Raw genomic sequence first — 19,742 nt, 5'->3', positions numbered from 1 at the left:
CAAGCATTCCACCGACATGGCGGTCAGTCTGTCCGGTACCGGTCAGATCAGCAAAAAACCAGTGAGGAACCTCGTACGACGGCACACGTTCTTGTACGTGGCGAGACTCGCCCCGCAACATAAGCATCACAGCCGATCATGCAGGTCGGGGGCATCCAGAATGCCGACGATCTGTTGCCTGCTTTCCACGGAAGCAATAGAAGCTATATTTATGATTTCGCAAGGGCGCGCACGGCTTCGCTCCTGTCCGTCTCTAAAGCGCGCCATGCGTGCGTGTTTCGATGAATACCCCCGCTTCGCTCAACGAGCGAGAAACTCCACCACCATACGGTTGAACTTCTCAGCATGCTCCCACTGCGCCCAGTGCCCGCAGCGGTTGAAGATATGCATCTCTGCGTTCTGCATTCCGGCGACCAGCCGCAGACCGACGTCCATCGGCACGAAACGGTCATCGCGGCCCCAGATCACCAGCGTGTGCGCCGCCACTTCGCTAAGCCGTGGACCGAAATCATTGAACTGCTTCGGATTGGCTGCGAGGCTCTTAACGAAGTTCTCCAGATGATCGCGCCGCGCGAGCATATTCGCGAGCCGGGCCTGCATGAGGTCGTCGGTCAGTGCCTGGGTGTCGAACACGAACACGTTCATCATCCGCTTCAGATTCTCGATCGTGGGTTCACGATAAAGCCCCTGCAGCAGCTTGATACCCTCCGTCGGCATGGGCACGAACTGGCTCGGACCGCCCGTGCCGCCGCCCATCAGCACCAGCTTGCCGACACGCTTCGGCTCAGCCAGCGCAAACGCCACCGCGCTGTGTCCGCCCATCGAGTTGCCAATGATATGCACACGCTCGATATCGAGCGCGTCGAGCAAGCCCGTGAGCGAGCGTGCGTTGAGTTCGGAGCGTGAGCCTTCGCACACGATCGGGTCGCTCTTGCTCCAGCCCAGGCAATCCATCAGGATGACCCTGTAGCCCGCCGCGACGAGCGGCTCGATATTGCGATTGAAGTTCGCCCAGCCACTCGCGCCGGGTCCCGAACCATGCAGCATCACCACCGTCTCCTCGCCCTGCCCCACATCGTTGTAGTGCAGTTGCACGTCGCGCCCGTCTTCCTTGATACGCACAAATTTGCTGGTCGACGCTTCGGTGAATGCCGGTCCATTCGAGCTCATGTTGAATTCCTTTTTCTCAGGAGTAAATTGATCGCAGGCCGCCTTCCGCAGCAAGCCCGCATAGCTATCAGGCCGCCAATCTATTGCGCGGCGGCCGCTGTATAAACAGGCGCGGACTTGCCGACTACGAGCCATGCCGCGATGGCCGCAACAACGATCAACGGAATGCTCGCGCTCAACAGCACAGACGCACTCTGACCAATGGCGAGCAACTGACCCGCGATCAACGGTCCGAGGATCGAGCCCATGCGCCCGACTGCAACGGCGGCGCCCACGCCTGTGCCACGCACTTCCGTCGGATAGAGGCTGCTCGCGAGCGCATACAACACCGACTGGCCGCCCACCAGAAACAGACCTGCGAGCAATCCGCCCCACGCCATCGACGTGCCGCCGCTCGCGCCCACGAGCGCCGCCAACGCCGCCGCAATGCCCACATACATGCCGAACACCGTACGGCGGCGGCCGATGCGGTCCATCAGGCTCGCGATCACGATCGCGCCGATCCCGCCGCCGATGTTGAACATCATCTGCACCACGCTCGCCTGCACTCGCGTGAGACCGCGACTCAACACCAGCGACGGTAGCCAGTTGATGAGGAAATACAACACGATCAGCGTGCCCAGGTAGCTGATCCACAACGCGACGGTTGTGCCGGCGCGGCCCTCCTTCCACAGCGCCTGAGCAATGCCCGTCGATGCTCTGCGCAACCCGCCCGCTTCCGAGCGAGCCGCCACGAAGTGCGCCGACTCGCGCATGAAAATGGCGAGCAAGGGCAGGACCAGAAGCGGCCCCACGCCGCCGACATAAAAGATATGCCGCCAGCCTTCGTCGCCCGGACTGACGATGCCGATCACCGCCGCCAGCGCCGCGCCGAACGGCATACCGCAATACATCGCACCCACCGCCGTATTGCGCTGGTGCGGTGCCGCCGCTTCCGAGCACAGCGCGATCAGGTTCGGCATAGCGGCGCCGAGGCCGAGGCCCGTCAAAAAGCGCGCCGTCAACAGGCTATTGAGGTCCCACACCTGTGTGGTTGCGATCGAGAAAATGCCGAACAGCGCAACCGAAAGCATCAGCACGCACTTGCGGCCGAGCTTGTCGGCAAGACGTCCGCCGATCGCGGCGCCAGGCAGCAGCCCGAGCGCACCGATGCTGAACGCCCAGCCCATCTGCGCAACGGCCAGGTGAAACTCACGCGCCATGCGCGGTGCGGCGACGCCGGTGGACTGCAGATCGAGCCCCTCCAGAAGCGCGACGATGAGGCATAGCCCGACGGTGACAGCACCGCTTGCCCGGGTGTTCGTTGATCGCTGCATAAAAGTCTCCAGTGTGTGATCAGCATCGCTCTTGGTGGCGATATCGCTGTGGTAATGAGGATGGCGAACGGTTTGTACGCCGTGCGCCGTATTTACGTCAGTTATCCATGGGAAGGTGCTACGCGTTGGCCGTGCGCTTCAGATCCAAAGCAACGTCGACGATCATGTCCTCCTGGCCGCCCACCATTCGCCGGCGGCCCAGCTCGACAAGGATATCGACGGCCTTCAGGCCATACTTCTTCGCCGCGACTTCCGAGTGGCGCAGGAAACTCGAGTACACGCCGGCATAGCCGAGTGCGAGCGTCTCGCGGTCGACGCGAACCGGACGATCCTGCAAAGGCCTCACGATGTCATCGGCCGCGTCCATCAGCGTGTATAAATCGGTGCCGTGGTTCCAGCCCGCGCGTTCCGCCGCGGCGATGAACACTTCGAGCGGCGCATTACCCGCACCCGCGCCCATGCCGGCGAGACTCGCATCGATACGATCGCAACCCTCCTCCACCGCGACGAGCGAATTCGCCACGCCCAGGCTCAGGTTGTGGTGCGCGTGCATGCCGGTTTGCGTCTCGGGCTTCAGTACGGCCTTCAATGCGCGAAAGCGCGCGCGGATGTCGTTCATGTTCATCGCGCCACCCGAATCGACCACGTAGATGCAGGTCGCGCCGTAGCGCTCCATCTTTTTCGCCTCGACGGCAAGGTTTTCCGGCGTGGTCATATGGCTCATCATCAGGAAACCGACCGTGTCCATGCCGAGTTCGCGCGCATATTCGATGTGCTGCTTCGAGATGTCCGCCTCGGTGCAGTGCGTGGCCACGCGCACAATGCGCGCGCCCGCCTGGTACGCGGCCTTCAGATCGTGAATCGTGCCGATGCCCGGCAGCAGCAGCGTGGCGATTTGCGCGTGCCCGACCACATCCGCTACCGCCTCGATCCACTCGAGATCGCTATGCGCGCCGAAGCCGTAGTTGAAGCTCGATCCCTGCAACCCGTCGCCGTGCGCGACTTCGATGCTGTCCACCTTCGCTTTGTCGAGCGCACGCGCGATCTGCTGCACGTTGTCGATCGAATACTGATGACGGATCGCGTGGCTGCCATCGCGCAGCGTCACGTCGGAGATATACAGTTTCTTGTCCATTCGATGCGTCTCCTTAAGCCTGCACGAGCGATTGCGCCATACGCTCGGCGGTCGCGAGCGCGGCTGAAGTCATGATGTCGAGATTGCCGGCGTAGGCGGGCAAATAGTGCGCGGCGCCTTCTACCTCGATAAACACCGAGGTTTTCAAACCGCTGAAGCGGCCAAGGCCTGGAATATTCAACGGCGCGGCGGCAGAGATTTCGTCGAACTGCACCTTTTGCTTCAGCCGGTAGCCCGGCACGTATGCATGCACAGCGGCGGCCATCTGTTCGATCGACGCTTCCACTTGCGCCTGATCGGCCAGTTCGGAGAGCACGTAAACCGTGTCGCGCATCATCAACGGCGGCTCCGCCGGATTGAGCACGATGATCGCCTTGCCCTTCGCCGCGCCGCCCACCGCTTCGATTGCCTTCGAGGTGGTTTCGGTGAACTCGTCGATATTCGCGCGCGTGCCGGGACCGGCCGATTTACTGCTGATCGACGCGACGATTTCCGCGTAATGCACCTTCGCCACACGCGACACCGCCGCGACCATCGGAATCGTCGCCTGACCGCCGCACGTCACCATGTTCACGTTGCGGGCGTCGAGATGCTCGTCGAGATTCACCACCGGCACGCAGTAAGGGCCGATCGCGGCCGGCGTCAGATCGATCAGACGGATGCCCGGCTTGAGCGCCCGCAGGAACGCGTCGTTGTTCACGTGCGCCCCTGCCGACGTCGCGTCGAACACGAAGTCGATATCGTCGAATACGGGCAGACGGGTCAGCCCTTCCACACCTTCGTGCGTGGTCGCCACGCTGAGACGCGCGGCGCGCGCGAGGCCGTCGGAGGCCGCATCGATGCCAACCATCGCCGCCATCTCAAGATGCCGGCTGTGGCGCATGATCTTGATCATCAGATCGGTGCCGATATTGCCCGAGCCGATGATCGCGGCCTTGAGTTTTTCGCTTGCCATGTCAGTCCTCAATCAAATGTTTGCTGATGCGGAGAAAGTCGCGCGAACGCTGCCAAGGCCGTCGATCTGCGCGCTGAAGGTGCCTGGCTGCGTCACTGCGACCATGGGGCCGAGCGCGCCGGTCAGCAGTACATCGCCCGCGCGCAGCGGCGTGCCGAGCTGGACCATCCGGTCGGCGAGCCACACGGCAGCGTTCAACGGATTGCCGAGGCACGCGGCGCCGTTGCCGCGCGAAAGAATGTCGGCATCGTTCGACAGCGTCATCGCACACGCCGCCAGATCCACGTCGCGCAGCAACACCGGACGGCTGCCGACCACGAAGCGCGCGCTCGACGCGTTATCAGCGACGGTATCGACGAAGCGGATATTCCAGCCTTCGATGCGGCTGTCCACCACTTCGATCGCGGCGACGGCGTAGGCCGTGGCGCGAATCAGATCGGCGTAAGTGTGCTTGTCGTGAGTGAGATCCTGTTCGAGCACCAGCGCGATTTCCGCTTCGACCTTCGGCTGAATCAGCTCGCCGAGTGGAATCGGCTGGTTGTCGCCATAGGCCATCGAGGCGAACAGCGCACCGAAATCCGGCTGATCCACACCGAGCTGGCGTTGCACTGCGGGCGAAGTCAGTCCGATCTTGCGGCCGACAATGCGCTCACCAGCTTTCAGCCGCGCCTCGACGTTGCTCTGTTGTACGGCGTAGGCCAGTCGCGCTGCGTCGGCCGCGTTTTCGATGCGGGCAAATCGCTCGTCGTCGCGCAGCGGCGCGATGGTCTGGCGCGTGCGTTCCGATTCGCGCAGCCGCAACGCCAGCGTTTGAATATTGCTTTGATCGTTCATGGCGGTTCCCAGATTCTGCTATGCGTGTTCGGCAACAGGCCGCGCGTGCATCGCGCCAAAGCCTGCGATCCACTCGGGGATCGGCCGGTAATAGTCGAGCGTCGCGCGATACGGCCCATATGCGTTCAGTGCGCCGAATGCCGCGATCCACGTGCGAATCTCGTGCGCGGATTTGCCGGCATTGCGCGTGATCGCGGTGTCGGTGAAGCCGTCGAGCGCGGTCAAATCGCCGGCCTCCAGCAGCTTCAAAAACGCGCGATCCCATTCGGGATTGAGCGGATGCAAGCGGCTGTCGCCCGCGGCGAACGCGCGCGCGGCGGCGACCGTGCGCGCCTCGCGCGCAGCGCGCGATTCAACGGAAGGATTGCGGCCGGCAATGAGCCGCTCCGCGACCTCGTCGCTGGCGCCGGCCAGCTCCGGCACCGGCGGCTCGTGCGAAATACCGCCCGAGCCGATCACCAGCACACGCCTGGTCGACCGCGCCAGCGCACGGCCGAGCGCGTCGCCAAGCAAACGCGCGCGGCGGCACGACGCCATGGGCGGCGCCACCGAGTTGATGAATACGGGCACGACCGGATAACGATCGAGGCCGCCTGTGAGAATGTCCAGCGCTTGCGCACAGCCGTGATCGACCTGCATCCGGTACGACACTGCCACGTCGACGTCGCTGGCGAGCACCGCTTCGGCGAGTTCGAGCGCGATGTCAGCCGGCACGGCGAGCGGACCGGCAAGACTGTTGAAGTCGCCAATCGCCACTGCCGATGCGCCGATGCAGAACGGCGGCATCACGTCGTAGAAAAATCCGTTGTAGTGGTCCGGCGCGAACACGACGACCAGTTCAGGATCGAAGTCGACGACGCGGGCACGCGCCGCCGCATGACGCTGTTCCACTTCAGCGACGATTTCCGGCGCAGGGTCGTGGTAACCCGTGAGCGGCGTGTGCGAGAGGCATTCGAGCAGCATGGGCATGTCAGGCTCCCGTTGCGACTGCAAAGCCGCTGTCGCGGAGCACTGCCGCAGTGGTTATCGCGGATGCGGCAGCGGCAGCGGAATCGGCTTGCCGATCGGCCGGCTGCAGGTTGAGCCGCTCCGCGAGTTCGCCGATTTGCGCCGAAATCTGTTGCGGCGTGCACATGCCCGCAACGAAACGATCGGGACGCAGCAGCACGACAGATTCCGACACACGCGAAAACCAGTCCTTCAGGCGGCTATTCACGTCGCCGATGGCGATCACGTCGTCGGGTACATCGTCGTGGAAATCCAGTTGCGTATCCGGCTTCGCAAGCACGAAGCAGCCACCCAGCCGTTGCCAGATTTCGCGTGCGAGCGGTGACAGGCCGAAGGTCGGATCGGAACCCCAGCCGACAATCGCGAACCGGTTGCCGAGCACGTCATCGAGACGCACGACGCGGCCATCCACGGTCCGCACGCGCGGTTGAATGAACATGCGGCCCACCGGCGAAAGACATAGCGGATCGCGGCCATATACGAGGCGCCCGAGCAGCGACTCACGCTTCTCGCTCATCAGCCCGAGGAGGCGTCCCGGCGCCGAATGGCCCGAGCGCTCCAGCACGCGCGCGAGCACACCATGTTTGCGCTTGCGTTCGGCGAACAACACCACGCCGGTTTCATAGCGCGGCATCGGCTTGAAACGCATCTCGACAAAGTAGCGTTTGACCGCGGGAAACAGATTGAACGTGCGGACGAACGCATCGCGGAACCTGATGCCAAAGCGGCTGGTCGGCGCAAAGATGTCGCCGGCCACTTCGGAAAGATGGATCATGGAACGCGCATGCGCGCGGCGCTCGGCGGTGTAAGTGTCCAGCAACGCGCTGTCCGAGAGACCCTTGACCACCATCGCCAGCTTCCAGCCGAGGTTGCTCGCGTCACGAATGCCGCTGTTGTAACCCTGCCCTTGCCACACCGGCATGATGTGCGCGGCGTCACCCGCGAGCAGCACACGGTCCACCCGAAACGTGCTCGCGAGGCGCGCGTTGTGCGTGTAAACGCGCTTGCGGATGTAGTCCACTTTCTCCGGATCGGCGACCACCTTGCGGATTAGCGCGGCCATGTTTTGCGGCTTCGAAAGTTCCTCTTCTGTCTCGCCCGGCATCACCATGAATTCGAAGCGGCGGATACCGTGCGGCAAAGCGGCCGACACGTAAGGCCGTTTCGGATCGCAATGCATGTAGACATGAGGCGAGCCGATCGGATCGTTGCGCACATCCACCACGATCCATTGATTCGGCTTCGTGCGTCCTTCGAAAGGCACGTTGAGCAGGCGGCGAACGAAACTGTTGCCGCCATCCGCGCCGACCATATAAGACGCACGGATCGTGCGGCGTTCGCCTCCCGCGTCTTCGGTTTCGATCGTGATGCCCGACTGGTCTTGCGCGAATGAGGTCAGGCTGTGGTCGAACCACACCTCGACGTGCGGAAAACGGCGCAGGCCTTCGAACAGCACGCGATCGGCAAGCGGCTGGATGAATGCGTTGCGGCGTGACCAGCCGAACTCGTCGGTACGTGGTTCGATCGAGGCAAAGCAGTGACCCGCATGCGTGACGAAACGCATCCAGTGGTCAGGCGTGGTGTGCGGCAGCAGCGCGTCGGCGAGGCCGACCGACTGAAACACACGCAGCGCTTCGTCGTCGAGGCCGATGGCACGGGGATAATCGATGATCTGTTCGAGCTTCTCCACCAGTACCACGCGCACGCCTTGCAAGCCGAGGTAGTTGGCAATCATCAGACCGACGGGTCCGGCGCCGATAATCGCCACATCGGCAAACACAGTCTCGCGGCGGTCTTGAGCGGCCACCGGATCAAGGGGTGAGGTCATGCTGTCTCCTTTCTCGTGCGCGGCGCAACCGCGCTCGCTTCAGATAGCGGACTTGTTTGAAATATTCAGGAAGTACGCGATGTGGCAAACGTCCATCGCCACGGCAACATGTCGCGAACGGATCGGCCTTGCGTGCCTGCCTGAATGATTGATTTGTTCGCAGTCTAGGAGCAGCCACCAGCGCGCTCAACAATTTGTGAAAATTGTGCATACAATGCACATTGTTGATTTTCAAAGGAAAAATCCGTGACCCAATACACCAGCGTGCGGGGTCTGTCGCGGGGCCTTCAGGTTCTACAGGCGCTCAATGCAATGGAGAGCGGCCGCGCAACAAGCCAGCAAATCAGCGAGCTGACGGGGCTGCATCGCACTACCGCGCGGCGGCTGCTGGAAACGCTCATGGAGGAAGGTTTCGTGCGGCGCAGCGCGTCGGACGACAGCTTTCGCCTGACGCTCAAGGTGCGCGCATTGAGCGAAGGTTTTACGGACGACGAACGAATCGCTACGATTGCGCCGCCGATCATGGGCCGCTTGCTGCAGCGCGTTGCATGGCCTTCGGATCTGACCACGCCGGACGGCGACGCGATGATCATCCGCGAGACGACGCATCGCTTCAGTCCCTTGTCATTTCATCGGTCGATGGTTGGGCGACGCTTGCCGATTCTGCTGACGGCAGCCGGGCGCGTGTATTTTTCGATGTGCCCCGACGGCGAGCGCGAGGACATTCTCGACTTGCTCCGCTCAGGCGTGGGCGGAGAGGAGCAGAAGGCGATCGCCAGCAACGATGCGCTGGTCAGGAGTCTCCTGCGCCGGGTCCGTGCGGACGGCTTCGGCTCCAATCACGGCGACTGGGCCGCTCAAAGCAAGATCGGCGCAGTGGCCGTTGCGGTTGTAGCGCAGGAGCGCGTGCTGGCGAGTCTGAACGTGGTGTTTCTTTCACGCGCCGTGACGCTCGCCGAAGCGAAGGTGCGCTATGTACCGGAGCTTCAGAATGCGGCAGAGCAAATGACCGCTGCGCTCGCCAGCGAATCGACGCCAATTAACGGCGAGCGCTGAATTCACGAGATTCGGGGGCTCTGCCGATTCCTGCTTGAGTACCGGTGCGCTATAACAAACCCGGGGCAAGCGTTGCGGATTCTCTCTTCTAGAACCGCGCGCGAATCCCCACTCCGGCAGTCTCCCCAGACGACAAACCGGCAAAATGGTCGTACATATAGACGGCGTAGAGGTCCGTGCGTTTGGAGAGCGGATAGTCGTATCCCAGCGACGCAGTCTGGCGTGTCTGGTTAAGGCCGCCGGAATCGCGCGAATGCGCGTACGACGCCAGAATCCTGCTCGTTCCGATGGTGATAGTCGCGCCGCCCTCGAACATGTTGACGTGGAAATCCTTGTTGATCACATTGTTGTCGGTATAGGTGTATTCACCGTATAGCTTCGCAATCGAAAACTCATACGAAGCCGCGAGCTGCGTCGCTGCCTGGCTGTGAAAACCCTTCAGCAGGGAATTCAGATCACCCGCCGCCGAATTAAAGTTCGCGTATTGGTAGACGGCGCCGGCGGCGAAGGGGCCATTCCGATAAGAAGCCTGCAGCGAATACTGTTTGCTGCCGTTCCCCGAGGCGCTGTCGCCGAACGCGTAGAGTGCGTGGCCGACGAAGCCGTGCAGATCGGGCGTGGCATACTGAACCGCATTGCTCCAGGCAGTCCCGCCGACGATCCCCTGATCGGTCTTATACGCCGGATAAGTACCGAGGCCGGCATACATCTGCACGATGGTCGGCGAGAACGTGAAAGAAGCGTAGAACGGATTGAACTGGCATGCCTGCAAATACAGCAGGCTGCTCTGGCGTCCAAGCGTGACGGTGCCGGCGGGTGTCGTGAGACCGACATAGGCGTTACGTGAGAAAAACGGATCACCATTAAAGGAGCCGTACGCACCATTCTGTGGGCGGAAAAATCCCTCGATAGCAAAGATCGTCTTGTAGCCACCACCCAGGTCCTCCTGACCACCGAAGCCCCAGAACGAAGTAGACAAACCACCGCCGCCTTCCTGCCAGCTGGCACTCTTGCCGGGATATTTCTGGACACCGACCCAGGTATCGACGATGCCATATAGCTGCACACTCGATTGCGCGTATGCGTGAGCGCCTATCACCATAGAGGCGATTATCGGAGTAATGCGGCAGATCCTTTTCAGCAAGGCAGTGCAAGCAGTTTCTATAAACATGGTATTCCCTCTTTCGTTCTTTTAAATGACGAGCGGATGCCGACGCCAGAATTGACGTCTCGAAGCCGGGGGTAATTGCGGGTGAAACTTGTACTTGAGGCCGAGATCGAGGGCCTGTGGCCCGGACGCGCACAAATGCGGCAGCGTGCCGGATGCGGCCTGCAGGCGATCAGATCACGCGATTACAAACAATCGATTACGTGGGAAGCCGCACCTGATATGCCTCGCGTCGGCATGTGCGCATGCGTCGACTTTGACGCGATGCGCAAACCGGGACGATTGCCAGCGAGTGAGTGGATGGCAACCGTCCTGTTTCAAAATCGCTGACGCGAGTAGGACTGATGCTCCAAAGATCTTCGATGATACGACGCGATCGCTGTTTTGATTTTCTGGAATAGAAAGAAATAGAGTTTGATGTACTGCCCCACCAGAATGGCATTCATGAACGTGCCTTCGCGGATGAACTTGGGGCCGCCAAGCAGGGCGAAACCGATCGCGGCGCTAATGATCAAAAGCGTGCAGTCGAAGCCCGTCTTGATGTCCCCCCATCTCAATCCCGTACGCTTGAAAAGCGTATTGACGAACATATCGATCGGCATGAGCACCAGATTCGCCCGGATCATCAGGAACAGGCCCAACGCCAGCAATGCGTCTGCGAAAGCTAACAGGAAGAACTTCGGGAGATAGTCCTGAAAGCCGATCGACCTGGTCAGCATCAAGTTCAGATCCAGGCATGAAGCCAACACAAATGCCGGAATCAGCGAGGCGAAGTTCTTCAGTTTGAAGTCTTTCCGCGCGGCCAGATAAGTCAGGAACAGCATGAACAACTCAAGCATAAAGTTGTACGTGCCCTGACTCAGACGCGGGTATACGAGGGTCATCGTTCGGGTCAGGCTGCTTTGCGGCGAAATGCCTATGCCGGCCCTGACGGCCAGACTGATGCCCATGGTCAGTATGTAAATGCCAATGATGTAGGTGATCCAGCGCCGTTTAAGATTCCCGGTATCAATGACTTCAGCTTCCCTTGCATGATGCGCCATGACTGCCCCTTGGTTGTCTGCCTGCTTTTGTGCGGTGCTGTCCGCGTTTCTTGATGATGGGACACCACGCTATGGTAAGGAGTCTTCCGCGATTGACCGGCATGAACGTGCCGGTTCCATCCTCGGCTCCCACGGCCGGCGGGAATCTAGCGCACCCGCCGGCGTTCTCCTCCTATGGGGTTAACATCAAACCATGAAACCGAACCGGTCGAGAGAGATGAACAAGGTCAGAAGCTTGTTCACCACCGGCTCGCCCTCATTGCGGTTGCCCATCGCCTCCAACGCGGCGTCGATAGCGCGGGTCGCGCCGAGCAACTCGGAAAGGTTCATGTTGGCCTGGACGCCGTAGATGTCGAGGGGTAGCACCGCCTTGACTTCCTTGTTGTCGGTGACGACGCAACCGCCCGCATAGGTGTCGACCTGCTGGAGACAGTGGCACATTTCCGCGCTGTCCTGCCCAACCGCAACGAAGTACGCTTTGGGTGCGGGCCAGAACGTTGCCACGGCGCCGCGGTCGATATAAACGCCCTTGAACAGACCGTTGACTACATGACGCTTACCATTGGCATAGCGCTGTACGACTGAAATCCGGTTGAGCTTGACGCCCCCTACTTCAGCGACGACTTTGCCGTCCTGCAACGGCACCCACACCTCCTGATAGAACTTTTCGTGACCTCGGCCATAGACGTCGAACAGGTACACCTTCGCCTGCTTGCCGTCTGCCGAGATTTCCAGCGGTACAAGATCCAGTTGTTCCGGCGTCAGATCGCCAAGACCCGGAACCGGCTTTTTCACCATGCTGGAATAGTCGATGTCAGCGTGCTTCAACAGCTTGCGATCTTTGGCGACCAGTTCGCCGTCCTTGAAAACAAAACGCGGGTTGATCTTTGACAGGCTGTCGGTCAGCACGATATCGGCGAAGCGGCCCGGCGTCAGGGAACCGAACTTGTTGTCCATCCGGAATGCACGCGCCGTATAGAGGGTCGCCATCTTGATCGCCTTGATCGGATCGATGCCCATTTCGGCGCACAGCGAAACGATCCAGTCCATGTGACCCTTGGTCAACAGGCGGTCGACCGAGATATTGTCTGCGCACAGTTGAAAGTTCTCGGCAGGCCACTTACGTTTGACAATCGCACGCAGCATGATTTTAATCACCTCGCTGCTGCCGACGCCAAATTTGATTTGCGTCTGAAGGCCGTAGCGAACGCTTTTCTCGATGTCATCCTCCTTCCAGACATCGTGGTTGGCGAAGGCGCCGATTGCGGGCATGTAGTTCAGCATCATGTCCGACAGCGTGGTCACACCCCAGTGGGTGTTCATGAAACCACCCTTGGCACGCCCCAGGGCCGACTTGCGGAAGTCGTCGTCGTTACCCACGCTGTAGGTCAGATGCGCGAGCTCGCCGAGGCCAATCACCGGATCCATCTTCAGCAGCGCGTCGGTGACTGCCACGGACGTTTTCTTTCCAGGTGCAAACGCGTAGACCCGGTAGGGTAAACGTTCGTGGTTCTTGAACAACTGCTCGGTTGCCTCCACCGCTTCCGCGCCCGCCGCACTCACAAAATCGAGGCATTCGGAGAAAATGGTGGTCGTTCCGCAAGGGACGATGGCCTCGGCGAACGCTGCCGGATGAGCCAATTGCGCATCGAAGTGGACGTGAGCGTCGATCAGCCCTGGAATCGCATAGAGACCTTCGCCATCGAAAACTTCACGCACCTTGATAGCCGTTTCGTCGGGATTCAATGCGACGATGCGTTTGTCGTAAACGAGAATGGATCCCTGATAGACAGTTTCACTGTGGACGTCGAGGATATTCAGATTCTTCAGCAGAAGATCGGCTTCTTTTCTCCCGTTGAGAACTTCAAAAATCGCTCTCACCTGATCGTAGTGGGCACTCGCCTTACCCTGTTGCCCGGATGCTGTGACGTTTCTCTCGCTGACTTCTTGATACATGGTTGTCTCGCTTTCATCAATTAGTTTGGGCCTGCTTTTTGCCGCGCCGCAACGAACAAACTGGCCAGCGTAGATGCGGAGCAATGTTCGCGGAGAGAGAGCGACGTAAAGCCTGTGTCATCGATCTCTTTCACATCCAATCGCCAACCAACGCGACTGGTGCAATTAAGACTGAAGTGAGCGTTTCTAAAAAGAAGTGTTTTTTGCACAGAGCGTGCACTTTTCGAGTACGCTATGCTGACCAGAGAGGCAGGCGACCGACCGGGGAGACAGCCGACCATGCTCCATTCAAGATTGCTGCGCTACCTCGACGAGGTTGCGCGTTCCGGCTCGATCCGCGGTGCCGGCGAGAAGCTGCACATTGCCCCTTCCGCCATCAATAAGCATTTGCTGCTTCTTGAAGAGGAGATCGGCGAACCATTGTTCGAGCGCCTGCCGCGCGGACTGCGGCCGACGCCGGCAGGAGAAATCCTCCTCGCCCATGTGCGCAAAACCATTCTGGAATACCGCCAGGTCGAAGCCGAGATACGTGACCTCAAGACGCTGCAGAAGGGTGAGGTGATCATTGCCACCGTGACGGGGCTGGCCAGCGGAATCGCCTCCACTGCAGCAGCAAGTTTCTGTGCGCACCACCCTCATATCAAGATTTCGATCAGAGCCGTGTCCGGGCGCGAAATCCTGGACGCGCTAGTCAGCGGTGAAGCCGATCTGGGTTTGGGCTTCAATTTGGCGGCATCGCCACAACTCGAAATTCTTTGGGAAATGGACACGCGTCTCGGTGCGGTGATCGCACCGAGCCATGCATTGGCGCGCATGGAATCCATACCGCTCGCTTACTGCACCTCTTATCCGCTCATCTTCGCCGACCGGTCCATGCTGATGCACGGCATCGTCGCCGACACTTTCGTGGAAGCGGGGCTGAGTGTCGAGCCAGCTTTTCGAACGAATTCGATCGAGACGATGAAACGCCTCGCCGCCGCGGGCGAGAGCATTGCGTTTCTCAGCAAGTTCGACATCGCGGAAGAGCACCGCCAGGAGATTCTCACTTACCGACAGATTCGTGACCGCGCTTTTAGCAAGAACGTCCTCTCCCTCGTCCGTCGCGAAAAACTGGGGCACGGGCTGGCGAGCTTGTTGCTCGCTGAGGAAATCATGGGTGTATTGGGGGCGATGAGCGGATGACTTTGCGCAGCCAATCATGCATGCGGAGTTGACCTATTCTCCGGATCCGTTTGAAGGCTCATTGCCAGTTCCGCTGCCAGTTCTCGTTCGACATCCTCAACCGACTCCGCACGATTGAAGAACGCGTTAAGCAGGATTGCTGTGATTGCGGAAAGTGTAATGCCACTGTGCGTAAGCGCACCGGTCCACTGCGGCAATTGATGGAAGAATGTCGGCGCCGCCAGCGGGATCACACCAACGCCCAAACTGATCGCGACAATGAGCAGATTGTTCTTGCTTTCGTAGTGTACTTTGCTGAGGATCTTAATGCCCGTTGCGGCGACCATTCCAAACATCGCAATGCCTGCGCCACCCAGCACCACAACGGGAATAGACGCGATAATGTTCGACAGCTTTGGCAGCAGACCCAACGACGACAACAGCACCCCTGAAACCGCCACCACCCACCGGCTGCGGACGCCGGTAATACCGACGAGACCAATGTTCTGCGAGAACGACGAGTGGGGAAACGTATTGAAAATGCCGCCAATAAGCGTACCGAGACCGTCGGTACGCAGCCCCCTCGAGGCGTCGTCATGCGTGACGGGTCGCTTGGTGAGATCGCCCAACGCGAGAAACATACCGAGAGACTCGACCATCACGACGACCATCACGAGACATAGTGAAGCAATAGCGCCAACATCGAAGGTCGGAAAGCCGAAGGCAAACGGATAAACCGGCGCAAACCAGGCGGCCTGCCCAATGCCGGAGAAGTTCACAAACCCGAGCGGAAGCGCAATCAGGAAGCCAACGATCATCCCCAGTAGCACCGAAATGTTGGCGAGAAATCCTTTCAGATATTTGTTGATCAGCAAGATCACGAGAAGCACCACTGTCGCGATCAGCAGATTCCTGGGGTCGCCGAAATTGGGGGAACCGTGTCCGCCTCCCGCCCAGTTGATGGCTACCGGGAACAGCGTCATGCCGATCGTCAGAATGATGGTACCCGTGACAACGGGTGGGAAAAACCGCATCAGTCTGCCAAAGAAAGGCGCGATGATGATCGCAAAGACGCCCGCTGCCATGGTCGCGCCGAAGATGCCGGGTAATCCCAACCCCGAATTGGCCATGGCCACCATCGGGCCGACCGGTGCAAAGCTAACGCCCATGATGACTGGAAGGCGAATTCCGAACTTCCAGATCCCAATGCACTGAATTAGTGTGACGATGCCGCAGGCGAAGAGATCGGAGCTGATCAGAAACGCAACCTGATCCTTGGGAAGCTTGAGCGCCGCGCTGATGATCAGCGGTACAGCGATTGCGCCAGCGTACATGACAAGTACGTGCTGGATGCCGACTGCCAGCATCTGCCCGAACGGCAGCACCTCGTCAACGGGATGTGTCGATTGGCCCATGGCCCCTCCTATCTGAATGAAACAGATTACCGAGAAGTTGACGCACAGCGATGCGACCTTTACACCCCGCGAGGCGACTCTCTGCTGACCTGTGTTCGGCCCTTGTAGACAATACCTCGTGTGCGCTCACCGTTCCGCCACGTTTCAGGCTTATGTTGTTGAAGCGGGTCACCGTCACAGACGGCGTACCCCAAAATATTCCGATCACGTTTCGCCGACTTGTTCGCTGGTTTCGTTGAGCTATGTGGGCGTCCCCTCTCATTATTATTCCATTAGGAATGCGTTATATAACGATCTGCTACATGTACTTCTCAGCCGTTACGTCCACGGAGAAATCCTGCATGCCGGCTTTCGAAGATGAGTAGATGGTTTACCCCAAAGCGCCCTTCGAACCGCTAACGGACGAAATGTTGATCGCCCCTCGCTCGACCACGCCGTGAACAATGGCTTAGACAAGTTAAGCAGGCTCGGTAGGTTCCTTTGGAGTAACCGTCCGGAAGTCGCGAGGCACCGATGCAAACACCAATATCACTGGCCTCGCCCCGGGTATACCCTTCACCTATATGTGACGCCTCTTTCGCGTGCCGCGCCAGCGTACGCACGTTCCTGCCACGGCGCTCCATAGCCGTGGACGGGGAATTGATCGCCGCTCCCTGGATCCCGAACGCACGCATGGAGCCTTCCTTTTTCATTACCCATACGGCATATCTACGGCAGTCATGCGGCTCATCGTTGTCACCTCCGCCTGCACTGTGGGTTGGAACGTGGCCGGATGGTAAATCCATGCTGATCGATCCCGCAATGCGACCGAATCGAATAACAGGTATTCCGTCCGCGAATGCCAGGAAGTGCGCACAGAGACCGAAGCTTTGATCTAATAGCAAAAAATGGAGGGGGACATGGATCGCCTCACGGAGTTGCAGATCTTCATCAGGGTGGTGGAAATGGGAAGCTTTTCCAAGGCTGCGCGAGAACTCCAGCTGACCCAGCCAACCATTACGAAGCACATCAATTCCATTGAGGGCAGGCTGAATGCGAGACTGCTTAACAGGAATCCGCGCGCGGTCAGCCTCACCGAAATCGGCGCGCGTTACTATGAGAAATGTAAGGATCTCGTACGCTTTTACGATGAAGCGCAAAACATCGTTCTCGGACGGCACACACATGTTGAAGGCCAATTGCGCGTTGGCACGTCCCTGACGTTTGGCCGGCGGATCATCGTTCCGCTGCTGGTCAAATTCATGGGGATGCATCCCGATCTTCGTGTGGACGTGAGCCACGACGACCGGTATGTCGATCTGGTCGGGATTGGACTCGATGCCGCGATACGCCTCGGCTCGCTCGCCGATTCATCGCTCGGAGGTCGCTATATCGGCTTGAACCCGTGGGTCATGGTTGCGTCGCCGGACTATTTGGCAAAACACGGCGAGCCGAAGTCGCATACAGAACTGTCGCGGCACGCTTGCCTTGTCTACAGCAGCGTTCAGGAAGACAACTATTGGCATATGCGTACGCCCACGGGCGATCGGGTGTCGATCTTCGTGAACGGGCGGCTGCGTTCGAACAATCTTTCGTCGCTGGTCACGGCCGCACGGGCGGATCTCGGCGTCACCATCGTCCCGCACTACGTGGCGGCCGGTGCGATTGCCGGCGGCCACCTGCGACAGATCATGGCCGACCATATCCTGCCCGACCAGGAAATCCACGTAGTATTCCCGTCGCCGAAACTGGTTCCGGCCAAGGTGACCGTGCTGATCCAGTTCCTGCAGGAGCAGTTTCAGAATGAGTGGTGGTTGAACCTGTCATCTTTCGACCAGACGAATCAGTAGAAAAGCCACGTACGGTTCAGGACAGTCTTTAAAAACTCCGCAGGTTTGACAAGGCTCGACAATTTTCCCTGAACATGGATGAATTCATTCAATTCGCAGTCCTTTTTTGAATTCAGATGCATCGTTTTTGAGTCTAATTACAGACCTCCTTTTGAGCCTGAAAGCTGAAGACACCGTTCAGACGCGAGTCAGGCCATAGGTATTGCACGTATTCGATGAATAAGCAGATTCGCCGTCACCAGGTCCCTTTGGCATCGGGTTTCGTTTCGAATCAGGGGGAACAGGAATTTAGCATCGGGCAAAGAGGACTTAAACACCAAAGATGATTTCGCAACAGCGTCCTGGTTGTCCATGGAGGGATCATGACTCAGCAAAGCGAGCTGATAGATACGCACTTACTACGGGTCTTGCACACTGTTCTGACAGAGTGCAGCGTTACGCGTGCGGCAGTCAAACTTGATCAGTCGCAGCCTGCGGTTAGTGCGGCATTACGCCGGCTACGCGAAATCACCGCCGACCCGCTACTTGTACGGGGCGAGCGCGGGATGGTCTCGACCGAGTACGGGCTGCGGCTTCTCGCGTCCGCGCAGAATGCATTACATGAGATCGATCGTATCGGAGTTCAGCAACACAACTTCGATCCGTCCACCTCGATCCGCTGCTTCCGGATTGGCTGCCCGGACTTTCTGAACATCCTGTTCGTCCCCACAGTCATCGCATTTTTCCGCCGGGCGGCGCCGAATGCCACGCTCGAATTCCATTCGTTGGGGCCGTCGTTCGACTATGAGTTGGCGCTTGAAGAAGGTGAGCTCGACATCGTAATTGGCGACTGGCCTGAACCGCCTGAGCAATTACACCTCGCGCGGTTAGTCGTCGACCAGGTCGTGTGTCTGATGGGCAATACGCATCCGCTTACCCGTCGCGGCCGATTGACTCTCGATGCCTATCTGAAGGCGCCTCATCTTGCGCCGACACCCTATTCGGTCGGACAACGGGATGCGATCGATATCCATCTCGCGCGTAAGCGCTTAAAACGCCAAGTGGCTGTTACGTTACCGTACTTTACTTTAGCGCCATACGCGGTGATCGAGTCGGACCTGATCTTCACGACGACGCAACTTTTCGCCGAATACTATGCAAAGTCGCTGCCGTTGACGATCCTGCCCGCCCCGCTCGATTTTCCTCAGATTTCGTATTACCAGCTATGGCACGAACGTTCCCACTACTCCGACGACATACGCTGGTTGCGAAATATGATCGCCGCAGCCACACAAACGCTAGTCGAGCAACCACTGCCACGTCACGAGGAGCGCGGATGCACGCCCCCTTCCCAGATGGACTTTCACGGCGCTCCGATTGGATGACCCAGGTGTCTGGAACCATCACGCCGGGAACGCGATCCGCAGCAAACACATTCTGAGTCGGGCTACTGCCTAAGTCTCGCCTTCATTGACAAGGACTATTGCAAATGGGAAAGCTCACCACGCACGTGCTCGACACCGCAAACGGCCGTCCCGGCGCGGGCATCAAGGTCGAACTCTTCGCGCTCTCCGGCGATACCCGCCGCGCGCTCAAAACCACCACCACCAATGACGACGGCCGCTGCGACCAGCCGCTGCTAGAAGGCGACGCATTGGTCCCGGGCGAATACGAACTCGTGTTCGGCGCCGGCGACTACTTTGCATCGATCGGTACGAAGGTGCCGGAGCCGCGTTTTGTCGATCGCGTCGTGCTGCGCTTCGGCGTAGCCGATGCCGGTGCGCACTATCACGTGCCGCTGCTGGTGTCGCCGTGGTCGTACAGCACCTATCGGGGCAGCTAAGGGAGCAGCTAAGCGCACGGCGCCGCATCTTTCAACCCCGCAGCCG

The 19,742-nt window shown here is 59.5% G+C and carries 15 protein-coding genes and 1 pseudogene; 5 read left to right on the top strand and 11 right to left on the bottom strand.

Annotated elements, in window-relative coordinates; genetic code table 11:
- Window positions 1–300: 300 nt before the first annotated feature.
- The 7 genes from PQQ95_RS29550 to PQQ95_RS29520 form a co-directional block, all read right to left on the bottom strand.
- Window positions 301–1,170 carry an alpha/beta fold hydrolase gene (locus PQQ95_RS29550; protein ID WP_408444012.1) on the bottom strand — a complete coding sequence of 290 codons (870 nt, stop codon included), beginning with the start codon at window positions 1,168–1,170 and terminating at the stop codon, window positions 301–303.
- A gap of 80 nt (window positions 1,171–1,250) precedes the next feature.
- Window positions 1,251–2,486 carry a 3-(3-hydroxy-phenyl)propionate transporter MhpT gene (mhpT, locus tag PQQ95_RS29545; protein ID WP_408444009.1) on the bottom strand — a complete coding sequence of 412 codons (1,236 nt, stop codon included), beginning with the start codon at window positions 2,484–2,486 and terminating at the stop codon, window positions 1,251–1,253.
- A 118-nt stretch (window positions 2,487–2,604) separates the two neighbouring features.
- On the bottom strand, window positions 2,605–3,621 hold the full coding sequence (gene mhpE, locus PQQ95_RS29540) for a 4-hydroxy-2-oxovalerate aldolase (protein ID WP_408444006.1): 1,017 nt from the start codon (window positions 3,619–3,621) through the stop codon (window positions 2,605–2,607).
- Between the two features lie 13 nt (window positions 3,622–3,634).
- Window positions 3,635–4,576: an acetaldehyde dehydrogenase (acetylating) gene (locus PQQ95_RS29535; protein ID WP_408444003.1), complete on the bottom strand. Its 942-nt coding sequence runs from the start codon at window positions 4,574–4,576 to the stop codon at window positions 3,635–3,637.
- A gap of 12 nt (window positions 4,577–4,588) precedes the next feature.
- The gene (locus PQQ95_RS29530) at window positions 4,589–5,410 is read right to left on the bottom strand and encodes a 2-keto-4-pentenoate hydratase (RefSeq protein WP_408444000.1); all 822 of its coding nucleotides are present in this window, start codon (window positions 5,408–5,410) and stop codon (window positions 4,589–4,591) included.
- An 18-nt stretch (window positions 5,411–5,428) separates the two neighbouring features.
- On the bottom strand, window positions 5,429–6,379 hold the full coding sequence (locus tag PQQ95_RS29525; RefSeq protein ID WP_408443997.1) for a 3-carboxyethylcatechol 2,3-dioxygenase: 951 nt from the start codon (window positions 6,377–6,379) through the stop codon (window positions 5,429–5,431).
- Window position 6,380: 1 nt separating this feature from the next.
- Window positions 6,381–8,246, bottom strand: coding sequence for a bifunctional 3-(3-hydroxy-phenyl)propionate/3-hydroxycinnamic acid hydroxylase (locus tag PQQ95_RS29520; RefSeq protein ID WP_408443994.1), 1,866 nt, complete (start codon window positions 8,244–8,246; stop codon window positions 6,381–6,383).
- 246 nt (window positions 8,247–8,492) lie between these two features.
- Here PQQ95_RS29520 and PQQ95_RS29515 point away from each other — a divergent pair, with 246 nt between their 5' ends.
- Window positions 8,493–9,302 (top strand): DNA-binding transcriptional regulator, encoded by an 810-nt coding sequence (locus PQQ95_RS29515; RefSeq protein WP_408443991.1) that lies wholly within the window; start codon window positions 8,493–8,495, stop codon window positions 9,300–9,302.
- An 88-nt stretch (window positions 9,303–9,390) separates the two neighbouring features.
- Here the strand turns inward: PQQ95_RS29515 and PQQ95_RS29510 are convergent, their stop codons facing one another.
- From PQQ95_RS29510 to PQQ95_RS29500, 3 genes are all read right to left on the bottom strand, one after another.
- Window positions 9,391–10,404: a porin gene (locus tag PQQ95_RS29510; RefSeq protein ID WP_408443988.1), complete on the bottom strand. Its 1,014-nt coding sequence runs from the start codon at window positions 10,402–10,404 to the stop codon at window positions 9,391–9,393.
- A 383-nt stretch (window positions 10,405–10,787) separates the two neighbouring features.
- Window positions 10,788–11,513 (bottom strand): YczE/YyaS/YitT family protein, encoded by a 726-nt coding sequence (locus tag PQQ95_RS29505; RefSeq protein ID WP_408443985.1) that lies wholly within the window; start codon window positions 11,511–11,513, stop codon window positions 10,788–10,790.
- Between the two features lie 186 nt (window positions 11,514–11,699).
- A complete protein-coding gene (locus PQQ95_RS29500) occupies window positions 11,700–13,553 on the bottom strand; it encodes an amidohydrolase family protein (protein ID WP_408443983.1) in 1,854 nt (617 codons plus the stop codon).
- Between the two features lie 195 nt (window positions 13,554–13,748).
- On the opposite strand from PQQ95_RS29500, the gene PQQ95_RS29495 reads away from it, so the two are divergent.
- On the top strand, window positions 13,749–14,651 hold the full coding sequence (locus PQQ95_RS29495) for a LysR family transcriptional regulator (protein ID WP_408443981.1): 903 nt from the start codon (window positions 13,749–13,751) through the stop codon (window positions 14,649–14,651).
- Between the two features lie 14 nt (window positions 14,652–14,665).
- Here PQQ95_RS29495 and PQQ95_RS29490 read toward each other — a convergent pair whose 3' ends face one another.
- Window positions 14,666–16,045 carry a nucleobase:cation symporter-2 family protein gene (locus PQQ95_RS29490; RefSeq protein ID WP_408443978.1) on the bottom strand — a complete coding sequence of 460 codons (1,380 nt, stop codon included), beginning with the start codon at window positions 16,043–16,045 and terminating at the stop codon, window positions 14,666–14,668.
- Between the two features lie 899 nt (window positions 16,046–16,944).
- Here PQQ95_RS29490 and PQQ95_RS29485 point away from each other — a divergent pair.
- The 3 genes and pseudogenes from PQQ95_RS29485 to uraH all read left to right on the top strand — a co-directional run bounded on the left by PQQ95_RS29485 (window position 16,945) and on the right by uraH (window position 19,696).
- Entirely contained in the window at window positions 16,945–17,874 is a 930-nt protein-coding gene (locus PQQ95_RS29485; RefSeq protein WP_408443975.1) for a LysR family transcriptional regulator, read from the top strand.
- 362 nt (window positions 17,875–18,236) lie between these two features.
- A pseudogene (locus PQQ95_RS29480) lies at window positions 18,237–19,166 on the top strand (LysR substrate-binding domain-containing protein); the annotation flags it as partial.
- Between the two features lie 176 nt (window positions 19,167–19,342).
- Window positions 19,343–19,696, top strand: a complete 354-nt coding sequence (uraH, locus tag PQQ95_RS29475) for a hydroxyisourate hydrolase (protein ID WP_074283346.1) — start codon at window positions 19,343–19,345, stop codon at window positions 19,694–19,696.
- Window positions 19,697–19,742 lie beyond the last annotated feature (46 nt).

The sequence above is a fragment of the Paraburkholderia caffeinilytica genome (genome assembly GCF_046030355.1).
GTDB classification, from domain to species: Bacteria; Pseudomonadota; Gammaproteobacteria; order Burkholderiales; family Burkholderiaceae; genus Paraburkholderia; species Paraburkholderia caffeinilytica_B.
The sequence above is the reverse complement of the archived record's forward strand: the minus strand, read 5'-3'. Positions and strand labels throughout refer to the sequence as shown.

Bases quoted from the DNA above. Each gene is read 5' to 3' on its own strand.
- PQQ95_RS29550 (WP_408444012.1), bottom strand. From the start codon at position 1,170: ATGAGCTCGAATGGACCGGCATTCACCGAAGCGTCGACCAGCAAATTT.
- mhpT (WP_408444009.1), bottom strand. From the start codon at position 2,486: ATGCAGCGATCAACGAACACCCGGGCAAGCGGTGCTGTCACCGTCGGG.
- mhpE (WP_408444006.1), bottom strand. From the start codon at position 3,621: ATGGACAAGAAACTGTATATCTCCGACGTGACGCTGCGCGATGGCAGC.
- PQQ95_RS29535 (WP_408444003.1), bottom strand. From the start codon at position 4,576: ATGGCAAGCGAAAAACTCAAGGCCGCGATCATCGGCTCGGGCAATATC.
- PQQ95_RS29530 (WP_408444000.1), bottom strand. From the start codon at position 5,410: ATGAACGATCAAAGCAATATTCAAACGCTGGCGTTGCGGCTGCGCGAA.
- PQQ95_RS29525 (WP_408443997.1), bottom strand. From the start codon at position 6,379: ATGCCCATGCTGCTCGAATGCCTCTCGCACACGCCGCTCACGGGTTAC.
- PQQ95_RS29520 (WP_408443994.1), bottom strand. From the start codon at position 8,246: ATGACCTCACCCCTTGATCCGGTGGCCGCTCAAGACCGCCGCGAGACT.
- PQQ95_RS29510 (WP_408443988.1), bottom strand. From the start codon at position 10,404: ATGGTGATAGGCGCTCACGCATACGCGCAATCGAGTGTGCAGCTATAT.
- PQQ95_RS29505 (WP_408443985.1), bottom strand. From the start codon at position 11,513: ATGGCGCATCATGCAAGGGAAGCTGAAGTCATTGATACCGGGAATCTT.
- PQQ95_RS29495 (WP_408443981.1), top strand. From the start codon at position 13,749: ATGCTCCATTCAAGATTGCTGCGCTACCTCGACGAGGTTGCGCGTTCC.
- PQQ95_RS29490 (WP_408443978.1), bottom strand. From the start codon at position 16,045: ATGGGCCAATCGACACATCCCGTTGACGAGGTGCTGCCGTTCGGGCAG.
- PQQ95_RS29485 (WP_408443975.1), top strand. From the start codon at position 16,945: ATGGATCGCCTCACGGAGTTGCAGATCTTCATCAGGGTGGTGGAAATG.
- uraH (WP_074283346.1), top strand. From the start codon at position 19,343: ATGGGAAAGCTCACCACGCACGTGCTCGACACCGCAAACGGCCGTCCC.